Origin of the sequence: Brevibacillus brevis (genome assembly GCF_900637055.1) — a bacterium.
GTDB lineage: Bacteria > Bacillota > Bacilli > Brevibacillales > Brevibacillaceae > Brevibacillus > Brevibacillus brevis.
Window position 1 is genome coordinate 1,127,060 of sequence record NZ_LR134338.1, and the last position, 14,288, is coordinate 1,141,347.

At 50.1% G+C, this 14,288-nt stretch carries 13 protein-coding genes; 12 read left to right on the forward strand and 1 reads right to left on the reverse strand.

Translation table 11 applies throughout. The features are described 5' to 3' along the window. Nucleotides 1–6 precede the first annotated feature (6 nt). From EL268_RS06025 to EL268_RS06050, 6 genes are all read left to right on the forward strand, one after another. Complete coding sequence (locus EL268_RS06025; RefSeq protein ID WP_106653828.1) at nt 7–2,016, forward strand: peptidoglycan D,D-transpeptidase FtsI family protein; 2,010 nt, start codon at nt 7–9, stop codon at nt 2,014–2,016. Nucleotides 2,017–2,157: 141 nt separating this feature from the next. Further along, nucleotides 2,158–3,009, forward strand: coding sequence for an AraC family transcriptional regulator (locus EL268_RS06030; RefSeq protein WP_106653829.1), 852 nt, complete (start codon nt 2,158–2,160; stop codon nt 3,007–3,009). 109 nt (nt 3,010–3,118) lie between these two features. Beyond that, nucleotides 3,119–4,099: an ABC transporter substrate-binding protein gene (locus tag EL268_RS06035; protein WP_106653830.1), complete on the forward strand. Its 981-nt coding sequence runs from the start codon at nt 3,119–3,121 to the stop codon at nt 4,097–4,099. A 72-nt stretch (nt 4,100–4,171) separates the two neighbouring features. Next, nucleotides 4,172–5,164 (forward strand): FecCD family ABC transporter permease, encoded by a 993-nt coding sequence (locus tag EL268_RS06040; RefSeq protein WP_106653831.1) that lies wholly within the window; start codon nt 4,172–4,174, stop codon nt 5,162–5,164. Further along, the gene (locus tag EL268_RS06045) at nt 5,161–6,147 is read left to right on the forward strand and encodes a FecCD family ABC transporter permease (RefSeq protein ID WP_106653832.1); all 987 of its coding nucleotides are present in this window, start codon (nt 5,161–5,163) and stop codon (nt 6,145–6,147) included. Before EL268_RS06040 ends, EL268_RS06045 begins: the two co-directional genes overlap by 4 nt. Nucleotides 6,148–6,246: 99 nt before the next feature. Continuing rightward, nucleotides 6,247–6,543 carry a hypothetical protein gene (locus EL268_RS06050; protein WP_106653833.1) on the forward strand — a complete coding sequence of 99 codons (297 nt, stop codon included), beginning with the start codon at nt 6,247–6,249 and terminating at the stop codon, nt 6,541–6,543. Here EL268_RS06050 and EL268_RS06055 read toward each other — a convergent pair. Then, entirely contained in the window at nt 6,529–7,422 is an 894-nt protein-coding gene (locus EL268_RS06055; RefSeq protein ID WP_106653834.1) for a proline iminopeptidase-family hydrolase, read from the reverse strand. The two genes, EL268_RS06050 and EL268_RS06055, sit on opposite strands and share 15 nt — an antisense overlap. 337 nt (nt 7,423–7,759) lie before the next feature. On the opposite strand from EL268_RS06055, the gene EL268_RS06060 reads away from it, so the two are divergent. From EL268_RS06060 to EL268_RS06085, 6 genes are read left to right on the forward strand one after another with little or no spacing between them, the layout of a single operon-like run. Then, a complete protein-coding gene (locus EL268_RS06060; RefSeq protein ID WP_106653835.1) occupies nt 7,760–8,755 on the forward strand; it encodes a beta-ketoacyl-ACP synthase III in 996 nt (331 codons plus the stop codon). Beyond that, the gene (locus EL268_RS06065; RefSeq protein WP_106653836.1) at nt 8,745–9,920 is read left to right on the forward strand and encodes an ATP-grasp domain-containing protein; all 1,176 of its coding nucleotides are present in this window, start codon (nt 8,745–8,747) and stop codon (nt 9,918–9,920) included. Before EL268_RS06060 ends, EL268_RS06065 begins: the two co-directional genes overlap by 11 nt. A 15-nt stretch (nt 9,921–9,935) precedes the next feature. Beyond that, nucleotides 9,936–10,937, forward strand: coding sequence for an NAD-dependent epimerase/dehydratase family protein (locus tag EL268_RS06070; RefSeq protein WP_106653837.1), 1,002 nt, complete (start codon nt 9,936–9,938; stop codon nt 10,935–10,937). Then, on the forward strand, nt 10,927–11,778 hold the full coding sequence (locus EL268_RS06075; RefSeq protein WP_106653838.1) for an MBL fold metallo-hydrolase: 852 nt from the start codon (nt 10,927–10,929) through the stop codon (nt 11,776–11,778). Before EL268_RS06070 ends, EL268_RS06075 begins: the two co-directional genes overlap by 11 nt. Continuing rightward, entirely contained in the window at nt 11,766–13,100 is a 1,335-nt protein-coding gene (locus EL268_RS06080; RefSeq protein ID WP_106653839.1) for a F390 synthetase-related protein, read from the forward strand. The genes EL268_RS06075 and EL268_RS06080 overlap by 13 nt, the downstream gene beginning before the upstream one ends. Continuing rightward, a complete protein-coding gene (locus tag EL268_RS06085; protein ID WP_174769423.1) occupies nt 13,081–14,238 on the forward strand; it encodes a GNAT family N-acetyltransferase in 1,158 nt (385 codons plus the stop codon). Before EL268_RS06080 ends, EL268_RS06085 begins: the two co-directional genes overlap by 20 nt. Nucleotides 14,239–14,288: the final 50 nt, after the last annotated feature.

A 14,288-nucleotide genomic window follows, 5' to 3' on the forward strand; every position in this document is an offset into this window, starting at 1 on the left:
GCAAGGATGAAGGAAGAAAAAAATGATCGAGTGAAGCGCCTGCAAATCGTCTATATCGTCGTATTTCTGATGTTTGTGGTCATCATTTTGAGATTGGCGCAAATCCAAATCCAGCAAGGGAGCGATTATGCAAATGAGCTGGCAGACAGATCGTATAAAAAAGATTACATTCCTGCTATGCGAGGAAACATTTATGACCGCAACGGGTATGTCATTGCCGAAAGTCGGCCTTCCCATCTCGCTGTCTTCCGTGAACAAGAGGTCATGGAGAAGAAAGCGTACTTTGACCTGGTGGAAAAGCTGGAGAAAATACTGAGCCTCGACAAGGCCACGCTATTAAAAAAGATGGATGTCGGCTATGCCTACGAGAAAGGCAATTATGTGGAAGTGGCACGGCAATTGCCGCGCTATTTGGAAAAAGAGTTGAAGGTGGATTTGACGGACAAAGAAATCGCGGTACTGGGTGAGCATCGCGGCGATCTGCCGGGGATTGAAGTAGTAACAAAACCGATCAGGAATTACGATCCCAAGCAAATCGCTGTACAGGCGGTCGGGTATGTTCGGCCCTTTCACATTGCTGAAAATGTGAAGCTCGCCTCCTACAAGGATGAGAGCGAGCGGTATTTGCCGAACCAGCTAGTCGGGCTCGATGGGATTGAGCTGTCTTACGAAAAAGAGCTTCGCGGGAGCAACGGTTACCGGATGTATGAGGTCGCAGCAGATCAGACAATTGTGAAGCAAGTGGAGGAAGTTCCATCCGTTCCGGGCAATCATGTGTATCTCACCATCGATCAGCGGGTACAGCTAGATATCCGGGATTCGATCCGAGCGTTTCTTCCGAAGATGCGTGCAACCATCCCTGAGGCGAAGGGGGCAAAGGGAGCGTACGTCGTGGCAGTCGAGGTTAAGACAGGCAAGGTCGTCGCGATGGTCAGTTATCCGGAATACGATCCAAACGTATGGATTGAGGGACCGGATCAAAAAATGTATGACGAGATCAAGCTGGCGGTGACGAATGGGACGATTCGGGAAGCGCCATACGATACGCGGCCATTAACGGGCGAGGCGGCCATCCAGGAGGGTTACAAGCATCCGGGTTCAATTGTGCCATCAGGATCTGTCCTCAAGCCGATTACGGTATTGCTCGGCTTGCAGGAAGGCATCATCACTCCCTTCGATCGTTGGAATGACGGAGGTGTCTATCACTATGGACGTGGAACAGACCGGATTAAGAACGACAGCTCCAAAGCGCATGGCATGATTACGCCTGCGATTTCCCTGCAAAAATCCTCGAATACGTACATGGCGAGAATCGGGGAGGAGCTGTCCCGTCGAAAAGGAAAACAGTCAGCGTCCGTGCTGCAATCGTACTATCACGCATTTGGATTAGGGGTTCAGACTGGCGTGGATCTGCCGAATGAAAACAAAGGCAAAGAAGACTATTTGGTGATGAATGAAAACTACGGTCCATTAGCAGCGATGGTGCAGGCTTCCTTCGGCCAGCAAGTTCGAGCAACGACGATGCAATTGGCACAGTATGCAGCGACACTTGCGAATAAAGGTGTGCGTTTGCAGCCGCAGATGGTAGATAAGATCACAGACGCTAAAGGAAAACTGGTGAAAACGCACACGCCAAAAACCATGAGTACCTTCCCTCACCCCGATAAATACTGGGATATTTTAGAGCAAGGCATGGTGATGGTGACAAAGCCAGGTGGAACAGCAGTCCGCGCGTATGAGGGAATGCCGTTTCAGGTAGCTGCAAAAACGGGTACATCTGAGCAAGATATTTATGTACCGGTGATGGTGACAGATGAGAAAACAGGACAGAAAAAGACAAGGTGGAAAATGCATGCCCGCATTACGAATGGTGTCAGCATTTCGTATGCCCCAGTCGACGATCCTGTCCTGGCAGTAGCCGTAATCGTTCCTGAGGGTGGTTATGGGGGAAGATCGGCTGCGATCATTTCACGTTCCGTATACGATGTGTATGACAAGCATATTGGATTGAAATAACAGGCTGTTCGAAGTGGTTCTGTCGAGGATCTACTTCGGGCAGCTTTCTTTCATTTACCATGGCCCTCATAGACCCTCAAATAATGCGTCAGATAGCGTAAACAAGCTATAATAGAAGGAATAGGAGAGGGGGATGCACCGTTGATTGCAAATGAAGCCTATCGACAGTTAAAACAGATGATCTACTCCCTCGACACGGTCAGTGTTGCGATTTGCCGTCACAACGAACCACTGATTCTCTCAGCTGTCAATTCTCATCGAATCGGGTTTATCAAAAATAGTAAAGGAACAATGGAAGAGAACGGGAAGAGGCAGTTAGTTGAGGCAGGAGATGTGTTTTTTATCAAGCCGAAGAAGAGCGTTTCTTTGCGGACGGAACAAGACAAAGAGCTGGAGGTCTTTTTCATTGCGTTCTCCTATTGGATCGAACAAAACGAAACAGGGAAAGAGAGAGTATTTGTTCCGGGCGGAGAAAATTTTCCTCTGGAAGGGACTTTCCGGGTACGAAGCCATTCGCAGGTCTTGCATTTAATGGAGGAACTACATAAAAGCTATGCGTCGAATGAGGAGAGAGAGCAATTTCGGCAGAGGTTGTTATTCGAGCGCATTCTGTACATCCTGGTGAAAGATTTTTCTTCGATTGAGAGCAACGAAAATACGATAGCTAGCATTGAAGAAACGATTCTGTATGTCGATCAGCACTACATGCTTAATCTCACGCTGGAAATGTTGGCAGGAAAGGCGAATGTCAGTCCCAGCTATTATTCACGCATGTTCAAAATGTTAAAGGGTGTGAGCTTTTCCGATTACATGACAAGCCTTCGAATCAATCGGGCAAAGGTGCTGCTCCGATTGTCAGGGAGTCGATTGCGTGAGGTGGCTCAAAGCGTGGGCTATAACGATGAGTTTTACTTCAGCAAGATGTTTAAAAAAGTGGTGGGCCTATCCCCATCGGAATACGTCAAGACGCATATGAGACAAGATAATTCATGAAATCGAGCAAGATTCTTCATGGTATGGTGTAGTGGCTATCGATATAATCTCTATTGAAAATGATTTTCAATTTCGATAGAGTTTTATTTTGGTAGGAGGTTTTCTCATCATGAGAGCAAGACTGTTTTTACCCGGCTTTCTTCTTATTTTTATACTATCTGTCTTTTTGAGTGGTTGCGGTACAGCGACACAACATGCACAGGGAACAACTCCAGCAGCTGCGACCAATAAAGAATCTACACCGGCTACTCCAAGTGAAAAGCGAGTGATCAAGCATGAGCTGGGGGAAACAGAAATCGTTGGCAAGCCTGCGCGTATTGTCGTGATGGACTTTTCCTTTGCAGATGCCTTGGCGACATTGGGTGTAGCTCCTGTAGGAATCTCTGATGACAGTGATGCGAATCTGATCATTCCTGAGGTGAAAGAAAAAGTAGGAACCTATACATCACTCGGTTCTCGTTACGAACCAAACATGGAGCTGATCAGTTCTCTTGCTCCTGATCTCATCATTGCAGATTTGAACAAGCACAAGGCTGTGTACGACAAATTGAAGAAAATTGCACCGACCATTGTACTGAATGACCATCAGGCGAACTATGAGCATATGCTAGCCAATTACGCCGTAATCGCAGATGCAGCAGGCATGAAAGAAGAAGGCAAAAAGCGCCTCGACGAGCATCAAGTGAAAATGGATGCCATCAAAGCGAAGCTGCCAAAAACAGATGCAAAGCTGAAGGTTCTGCCAGCAGTAGTGAACCCGACCGGATTCTTCGCTCACTCCAATGCTTCCTATGCGGGATCTTTGATGGAATACCTCGGGTTGGAGGATGCGGCAAAGAGTGAAGAGGCGTATCCAAAAACCAATCTGGAACAGCTGGTTGCCCTCAATCCAGACGTACTGTTTTTGATGAAAACAGGTGACAAGACGATTGTGGATGAATGGAAGACGAATCCACTTTGGCAAAACATCAACGCCGTAAAAAATGGCAAGGTGTTTGAAGTGGCACGCAATAAATGGGCGCTGTCGCGTGGCTTGATCGGATCGGAGTTAAGTTCGGAGGAAGCAGTAACGCTTCTTTCTGGCAAATAAAGAGGAAACTTTTCGGGATGGGTGTCGTAGCTGACATCGATCCCGTCGTTTTTGCGGGAGGAGGTTGTACCTATGGAGGGAGCTTCAAAGGCGGGCATTGTTCTTGCGGCAGGAATTCTCCTGCTCGTTTTTGGTTTAGTCGTCAGTATCTCGGTTGGTTGGACAGACATGGGGGTGGTGAGTGGCGTAAAATCACTATTTGCCTCCTCTACATCGCAGGAGCATCTGATTGTGACGACGCTCAGGCTTCCAAGAGCGCTATTGGCGGTCATCATTGGGGCTGGTCTTGGTGTGGCTGGTGCGATTATGCAAGCAATGACAGGCAATCCGCTTGCTTCTCCACAGACGTTTGGGGTTAACGCAGGTGCATCGATGGCTGTCGTAGCTGCCTTGGTACTCTTGCCCAATCTCCCGGTGCCATTTTTAGCGCCACTCGCTTTTGGCGGGGCTGTCATAGGTGGCTTTGCGGTGTACTATCTCGGTGCGGCTGGGGGGATGACTCCTGTTAAGCTGGCTTTGGCTGGGACAGCAGTCCATTTGTTTCTCGCTTCGATTACAGAGGCATTCATCTTGTTCCATCAGCATTCTACCGACCAAGTCCTGTTTTGGCTTGCAGGCTCATTGGATGGAGCAGATTGGACGGATGTGAACCGTGTGCTGCCATGGTCGATTGGTGGGCTCGTGGTTGCCTTTTTTATGGCTCGCTCCATCGGGATTATGCGTATGGGTGAGGATGTGGCCAAAAATCTTGGACAACATGTATTTCGGGTGCGGACGATCTTTGGAATCATTGTCATCGTACTCGCAGGCTCGGCTGTTGCCGTTGCTGGTCCGATCGGCTTTATCGGATTGATGGTGCCACATTTGACCCGACTTTTGTTAGGAAGAGAGAGTCAGCTATACCTCCCGATTACAGCGCTGCTCGGCGCATTGCTGCTGGTCTATGCGGATATTCTTGCCAGGTTCATTGCGTATCCGTATGAGTCGCCAGTAGGCATCGTGACCGCTTTTCTGGGCGCTCCCTTTTTCCTTTACTTAGTGGGCAAGGAGAGGAAAGCTTCATGACACGCCGACAAAGTATTGCACCTGCCTTCCTTCTGTTGCTCATCGTCACCGCTGTTATCAGCATCGGAACGGGGGCGGTGTCCATATCGCCGCGCGAGGTAGTCGAGTCACTTTTCGGGACGGGGCCGAAAAATCATAGCTTTATTATTGGACAGTATCGTTTGCCGCGTGTCGTCCTCGGCATGCTGGCTGGAGCGGGATTGGCGGTATCCGGGGCTATTTTACAAGGAATGATTCGCAATCCGTTGGCCTCGCCTGACGTAATCGGCATCACCAAAGGGGCGGGGCTCGCTTCTGCCATCGTCATTTTTCTTTTTCCCAAATCTCCAGCTTATTTACTGCCGTTGGCGGCTTTTGGGGGTGCGGCAGTTGTCGCTGCTATTTTGTATGTATATACCGCGCGAAAACGCGTCCAGCCCGCTACTCTAGCGCTGGTAGGGATCGCTATCGGGGTTATTTGTCAGGCGGGCATCCAATACCTGATGGTCAAAAATCCGGGGGATGTCAATGCGGCACTGCTCTGGATGGCAGGCAGCTTGTGGGGGCGTGGATGGGAACACGTATGGGCGGTGCTTCCGTGGATACTCGTCTTTTTACCGATTGCTTATTTATTGGCGTACCGGCTCGACGTATTGACTCTCGGAGATGAAGTAGCAGAAGGCTTGGGCGAGGATGTGACGAGACTGCGTGTTGTACTTTTGATAACCTCTGTCGCACTTGCAGGTGCATGTGTGGCGGTTGTCGGTTCCATCGGGTTCGTCGGTCTGCTCTCACCGCACATTGCTCGTCGATTGGTAGGTGGGAAGCACGCGCTTCTTCTCCCGGTCGCCGCTCTGCTCGGTGCTACGCTCATGGTCGCCGCTGATGGGCTAGGCAGATGGCTTTTGCCGCCGATGGAGGTTCCCGTAGGCATCGTGACAGCTGTCATTGGTGCGCCGTATTTCTTGTATTTGATCGGAAGAGAGAAAAGAAAAGGAGTATAAAAGAAGGGACCGAATCTTGCAAAAGGACTTGCTTGCGAGATTCGGTCTTTCTTTTGTGTGGTAAAATATAGCAGGTATAAGATTGTTAGGGGGATGACTATGGCAGGGATGGAGATAAACGATTTAGTAAGAATTGTTTTGATTACTTTTATCATAAGTTTACTCGTTATTTCCGTTGCTTTATTGCTTCAAAAGAAACGATGTAATCTTGTCAATGGATTTACACTTAGTATGATTTCAGCAATTTCAGTAATCGTTTCTGGAACGAATCTTATGATTATGGGTTACATAGCGGATGAATTTAATCTAAGTGGCGATGCTATGTCCACCTATATGTTTCTCATCATATTAGGGTTAAACATACTAAATTTCCTGATTTACTTAAAAAAAGAATGAGGTTTTCGTATCTGCTTTTTGTAAAAAACTGCGGACGACTCGCACGTATTCGTCTGTCTCTTCCAGATAGCCGACATGGGAGCTGTTTTCAAAGACATGGAGCTCGGCATTTGGCACCAGAGACTGATAATAACCTGTCGATTTTGGAGTCGCTTCATCGTAGCGGCCACAAACGAACAGGGAAGGGATGTTGATTTGATGCAGTTTGGGTGTGTAGTCGAATGTTTTCAGATTCCCTGTCGGGCAAAACTCAGACGGTCCCCACATTGTCATGTAAACCTCTTTGTTTGCTCTTGGACGGCTTTCTGTCATGACTGTTGGCATTGGATCAAGGCGGCACACATGGCGCTTGTAGTATTCCTTCATGGCATCCTGGTATTCTTGTGAATCAGTTGTGCCCTGCTCCTCGTGTGTAGCGATGGTTTGTTGCACATCCACTGGCAATTGCTCGATTAAGCGATCTGCGTCCTGTTTCCAACGTTCTGCGCTCAGGCATGGGCTGGAGAAGATGATGCTCTGTACCCCTTCCGGCTTGGCATCCACCAAATAAGCTGCTGCCAGCATCGTGCCCCACGAGTGTCCCAGAATGTGAACCTCTTTTAAGCCAAGGGCTTGTCTGATGCAAGCCAGCTCTTCCACAAAGCGTTCGGTTTTCCAAAGAGTCAGATCAGTTGGTCGATCGGAATTTCCTGATCCGAGCTGATCGTAGAAAATGACGGGTCTGTCGTTGCCTAAGACATGAAGCGTTGATTTGAGCGGATCATGCGTGTTGCCAGGTCCTCCGTGAAGGACGATCAGAGGCGTTTTCTCCCCTGCGCCGACACGACTGTACCATACTCTTCCGCCAGGAACTTCAATATAGCCTTCTTGCATACTCATCGATGATGCCTCCACTTCAGGTTCATGCTGATCTCTCTTACTTTCAATATAGCATACCCTCAATTTATCATCATTGGTATAGAAAGCGATGACAGTTGCTTTCGATGAAAATAGGAGGGATCAGCATGCGAAAAAGCTCACTCTCGAGGGAGTCGCAAAGATCGATCATAACCAGCATATTAGAAATGCGGATCAAAAAAGAAATCCCGATACGACAAACACTTGGGTAATTAGTACCAAGTGTTTATTCTGTTACCATAAATCGACAAACTTATGTAAAATATAGGGCAGATGTCGAATAGTGTGTGAGTAATGCGAGCTAAGGGAGACACAGATTATGGAGAGAAAAATCAAAATCCTCGGAACAGGAAAATACTTGCCCACTCGGCGAGTGACAGCGGCAGAACTGGAAGAAAAGCTGGGACTTGCGGCTGGATGGGTAGAGAAAAAGTCCGGGGTAAGCGTCAGGCATTTTGTGACGGACGAAACGGCAGCACAGATGGGGGCCATCGCTGCCAGGCGTGCTTTGGAAGCGGCGGGCCTCTCCCTTCACGATATCGATTGTATCGTATGTGCAAGCGGGACGGCGCAGCAGGAAATCCCATGCACGGCTGCCTTGATTCAGGAAGAGCTTCAACTAAGCAAAACAGGTATCCCTTGCTTTGATATAAATGCGACATGCCTGAGCTTCGTCACTGCGCTGGATGTGATGTCGTGCCAGATGGCGTTTGGTATTTATGAGCGAGTCTTGATCATTTCATCGGAGATATCCTCCGCAGGTTTGAATTGGGAGCAAAAAGAGAGCTGCGTGCTGTTCGGAGATGGAGCTGCGGCTGTTGTCATCGGCAGGACGCCAGCAACAGAAAGCTCCCGCATCTTGGGTTCAAGTATGAAAACATACAGTGAAGGAGCGCATTATTCCGAAATAAGGGGTGGCGGTACGCTGATCCACCCGAGCCAATTTGCGAAAGGAAGAGAAGCAGACTTTGCGTTTGATATGGATGGACGGAAAATTTTTCGCCTGACCTCGCAGTTGATTACCGGATTTGTGGAGCGCTTGCTGTCCTCAGCCTCCGTAACCAAGGAACAAATTCGTACAGTCATTCCTCATCAGGCCAGTGGGATGGCGATGCGGATCATGGCAGGCAAGCTCGGATTTAGCGACCAGCAAATGGTGAACATTCTGGCGGAGCACGGCAATGTCATCGCAGCTTCGATCCCGATGGCGCTGCATGAAGCGATTGGGCAGAATCGGGTACAGCGAGGCGATCATCTGTTGCTGCTGGGCACATCTGCCGGCTTGTCTCTCGGAGGAATTGTGCTTGAATACTAAACAATCCGTCTTGCTGACAGGAGGGCGAGCTCCAGCTACGTTAGAGTTGGCGCGCTTGCTGGGTTCTGCGGGACATCGAGTCATTGTAGCAGAGAGTGCGCGGCGACATTTATGCCAGCACTCTCGTTATGTAGAGCGCTCCTACCAAGTGCCTCCTCCCCGACAAGAGCCCGATGCTTATATCGAAAAGCTGTGTGAAATCATGCAGCGTGAGCGTATCGATCTTTTGATCCCGACTTGCGAGGAGATATTCTACGTATCGCGCGGGCGGGATCGCTTGCTTGACTTTGGTGAAGTACTTGTAGAAGGAATCGAGGTACTGCGTTCGTTGCACGACAAATGGCTTTTTGCCGAAATGGCCCGTGAGGTGGGCGCACTGGTTCCACAGACGGTTCGGGTACAATCTCCTGTTCAATTGCGGGAGGCTATGCTGCAAGCTAGGGGGCCAGTTGTGCTGAAGCCCGTGTATTCTCGCTTCGCAGCTCATGTACAGATCGTGGCAAACCCGTCCTCTGCGGCAGGGCAGTCCACGCTACCCGAACCGACAGTTAGGCAGCCATGGCTAGTCCAACAGTTTATAAAAGGGAAACAGGTGTGCAGCTACGCGGTTGCTCATGATGGACAGCTCACCCTGTACGCCGATTACGAAACAACATATACAGCAGGGCAGGGTGCCTCGATTCACTTCGTCTATTCAGACCATCCACAGGTAAGAGATTTTGTTAGTCGCTTCGTGCAACAGCATACGTTTAGTGGACAAATCGCATTTGATTTCATGGAGAATGAGCAGGGAGAGCTATACGTGATCGAGTGCAATCCACGCCTGACAAGCGGTGTGCATTTGTTTGCAGGACAGCAAGAGGCTGCGACTGCTTATTTTTCTGATCGGGGAAAAACGGTTGTTCCTGCTGGAAAACAAGCTTGCATGCTAGGGATGGCGATGCTGACATACGGCCTTGCTGGCATGACGAATGGAGAGAAGGCAAAGCGTTGGGTAAGCGATCTGCTTTCTGCAAGGGATGTTCTGTTTAGGCGGGATGATCCGCGGCCTTTTTTTGATCAGTTCTCCATGCTGGCAGATTTGGCTTGGCAGAGTTTTCGAACGAGAAAAAGCATGATCGCTTGTAGTACGAGCGATATCGAATGGAACGGAGAAGAGGCGTAAGGACGTGAGGAAGTAATGAACAAGCGAGTTCTAGTAACAGGGGCGACGGGGTTTCTCGGACAGAAGCTGACGACACGACTCCATGAAATGGGCTATGAGGTAACAGCTCAAGGGAGAGACGAGCGAATCGGCCAGCTATTGCAGGAGCGAGGCATACGATTTCTTCGGGCAGACCTAAGAGACAGAGAAGCCATGCGGAAGGCATGCCGCGATCAGGATATCGTGCATCACGCGGCTGCTTTTTCCTCGCCGTGGGGAACGTACCGTGACATGTACGAGACGAACGTGACAGGAACGATTCATGTCATCGAGGGCTGCAAGCAACACGGCATCGAGCGTCTGGTTCATGTATCGACACCGAGTATTTATTTTGCTTTTGACGACAAGCTGGGAATCCGCGAAGATGAGCCGATGCCCGTACGTTTTGCCAATACATACGCACAGACCAAATACCAGGCGGAGCTGGAAGTCGACAAGGCGTTTCTTGCAGGGCTTCCGACGATAACGATTCGTCCTCGGGCCTTGTTTGGCCCAGGGGACAATGCAATCCTTCCTCGATTGATTCGCGCCAATGAAAAGAAATTCGTTCCGCTGATCGACGGAGGCAAGGCGATCGTTGATTTGACCTATGTGGAAAATGTCGTGGACGCGTTGATCTTGTGCATGGATTCTCCAGCGCACACATTGGGACAGGCTTACAACATTACAAATGGGGAGCCAGTGACGATGATCGAGGTGTTGTCAGATGTATTCCGCCGCTTGGGGGTCCCGCTGAAAACGCGCGAGCTGCCATATTGGAAGGCGTATGCGGCAGCTTGGGTGCTGGAGACGCTCTCCAAGACCGTTTTGGGCTATCGCGAGCCGGTTTTGACGCGTTACTCGGTAGGCGTGCTCGCCAAATCACAAACCTTGGATATCTCCAAGGCGAAGCGCGATCTGGGCTATGAACCACGGGTGAGCATTGCCCAGGGCATCGAGACGTTTACAGATTGGTGGAGGACGCATAATGGACGTTAAACTGACGCTGATGGACACGGGCTACTGCCAGCAGCTCGAGATGTTTTCACGAAAAGGCGGCCGGATGAAAAACATCCCGTTTCACGCCATTGCAGGGCTTATCGAGCACCCCGTCCACGGCTTGCTGCTCTTTGATACGGGCTATTCGCAGCGCTTTTTTGAAGCTACGAGCAAGCTTCCTTATTCGCTGTACGGCAAAATAACGCCGGTATTCTCGGAGGCACATGAGAGTATTTCTGAGCAGCTCGCAGTACGCGGAATCAAAACGACAGATATAGCGGGCATTCTTATTTCTCATTTTCATGCGGATCATATCGGCGGTTTGCGCGATTTTCCACATGCGCGACTATATTGCTTCGAGAGTGCCTACAACCACGTCAAGGGAAAAACGGGGTGGGCGGCGCTACGGGAGGCGTACTTGCCTGAATTGATGCCTGACGACTTCGAAGAAAGGGTGACTTTCATTAATCGCGGAGGGCTGGTGGCATTGCCTGAAGCTTACGCGCCGTACACCGAAGGCTACGATTTGTTTGCGGATCAGAGTCTGTATATCGTCGATCTGAACGGCCATGCAATCGGGCAGTTTGGTGTAATCCTGCGTGATCGGGATCATGGGGATGTATTTTTGTGTGCGGATGCCGCTTGGTCGAGTGAAGCCTATCGCGGCAACCTGTTGCCTCATCCGCTGGCTAGGTTGATCATGGCGGATCGACCGGCGTATCGCGAGCATTTGCACAAGCTTCATGTGCTATCCCGCCAACGCCCCGACATGAAAATCATGCCGACACACTGCGGGGAAGTCTGGCAGGCCAGCAGAGGAGAGTTCACATGGAGATCATGACGCTCTTGAAGCAGTATGTAAAAACGAAGTGGCTTGCCCGTCGGTTTTCCTCGCGTGAGCAGCTGGTGAAATGGCAAGAAGCGCAGGTCAGAGCGATGCTGTCTCGCATTTTGCCAGCCTCTCCTTTTTACCGAAAGAGATTGGGAACGCCAGAACAATGGAGACAGATGGAGCCGATTGATAAAAAGAGCATGATGAGTCATTTTGACGAGCTGAATACGTGCGGGATCAAGAGGGAAGCAGCGTTTGGGATTGCACTGAAAGCAGAAACGACACGCGATTTCACTCCCCAATTAAACGGCGTGACCGTAGGCTTGTCTTCTGGGACATCTGGCAATCGCGGGCTTTTTCTCGTGGGACCGCAGGAGCAGGCGAAATGGGCAGGGGTGATTTTGGCAAAAGCACTGCCTGGTCAGCTATGGTCAACGCATCGGATTGCTTTTTTCCTGCGAGCGAACAGCAACCTGTATACGGCGGTCAACAGGCGGCGCATTCAATTCTCGTTCTTCGATTTGCAAATACCGCTCGATCAGCACCTTGATCACCTGAATCAGTATCAGCCGACGGTGCTGGTTGCGCCAGCCTCGATGTTGAGAATGCTCGCGGCTGCCCAGCATCAAGGGAAATTGCGGATATCTCCGATCAAAGTGATCTCGGTGGCAGAAGTGCTGGACCCGTTGGATCAAACATACATCGCAGAAGTGTTCGGGCAGATCGTGCATCAAATTTATCAATGCACAGAAGGACTGCTTGCGGTGAGCTGCTCTCACGGGACGCTGCATATCAATGAAGACCTCGTGGTGGTGGAAAAGGAATATCTCGATGAGCAAAAGGAGCGATTCTTTCCGATCATCACAGACTTTTCCCGGACGACACAGCCGATTATCCGTTACCGTTTGAACGACATTTTAACGGAAAAGCGTACCCCATGTCCGTGTGGCTCGGTATTTATGGCGCTGGAATCGATTGAGGGCAGGGCAGATGATCTGTTTGTTTTTCGCCATGAAAATGAGGTGCGCCTAATATCGGTCTTTCCTGATTTCATCCGTCGTGCTGTCATCACCTCGTCTGATGCGATTGAAGAGTACACGGTACGGCAGCTAAGCTACGAGCAAGTTGAGGTAGCACTGCTCATGAAGGATGGGAAAGGACCGTCCATGCGGGAGCAGGAACGAGTACGCCAAAGTCTTGAGCGAGTCATTGCCGATCAGCAAGGACAATTGCCTGCGATTGTGTTTGCACCGTACGAGTTGAATCTCGGTACGAAAAAATTGCGGCGGGTAGAGAGGATGTTTGTTCCAGGTGAGCAGGCAATGGATTGAATGGTATGAAGGGATCTCGGCGGGGCCAATCCCTTGGGAACAAGTACAGGATGCCGACTACGTCAAAAGCTACTTGCTGCCCATGATGACGGAACAACCATCTCGCTATGTGCAAAATGTACAGACGCGGATGCATGCACTTCGTGTAGGAGATCGGATCATGCCCGTAACGGTGAACGATACCGAGTACGACAATTCGTATGTAAGTTCGGTGTTTACCCATTACGTGACGTATGCGAAGGAAGAGCTAGGCATGCTCGATTCAAGGATGTTGAGGCGGGTATTGTCGACAGTACTCACAGGGCTTGGACGTTGGATGAAAAAAAGCCAATGCAACAAAATGGTCATCGTCAACAACTGGCTGTTATCGACGAATCTGTATCATGATGTGAGTACAGATGAGGTCAAGGACATCACGGAAAACTGCATCCAAAAGTTCCCTGGCCATGTCATCGCGTTTCGATCTGTCTGTCGCAGGCTGTATCCGGATTTCCACAAGGGACTCGTAGAGAAGGGCTATCTCATGGTTCCCAGCCGCTACGTCTACCTTTTTCACCCCGATTGGCCAGCGCAGGGTAAGTGGCGGGTCCGCAATACGCTCAATCGCGATCGGAAAATGCTTGCCAAATCCGGCTATCGCATCCTGCGTCATGAGGAGCTGGGAGAACAGCATGTCGAGCGAATCGTTGCTTTATATAACGCGCTGTACCTGGATAAATACTCCCGGCATAATCCACAGTTTTCGGTGGAGTTCGTCCGGCTGGCGATACAAAAGAAGACATTGACCCTCATCGGCTTGGAAAAAGACGGACGACTGGACGGCATTCTTGGCTACTTTGAGCGAAATGGTGTGATGACGACGCCACTATTCGGCTATGATACGACGCTCCCCAAAGAGACCGGGCTATATCGGATGCTGTCATGCCTCTTGGTACAAGAAGCACAGAGCAAAGGCATCCTGCTCCATCAAAGTGCGGGCGTAGGCGCATTCAAAGCGGACAGGGGAGCTGAGGGAGAACCGGAATATACTGCGGTGTATGTCAAACATTTGCCGTTTTATCGTCAAGCGGTCTGGAAAGTGCTCGCTGTCTTGCTGAATCAAATCGGGATCAAGATGGTAGAGAAGTACCGACTGTAAACCTTTTGCACACTTCGACCCTCATCGAACTAACCGTCAGGTACACTACA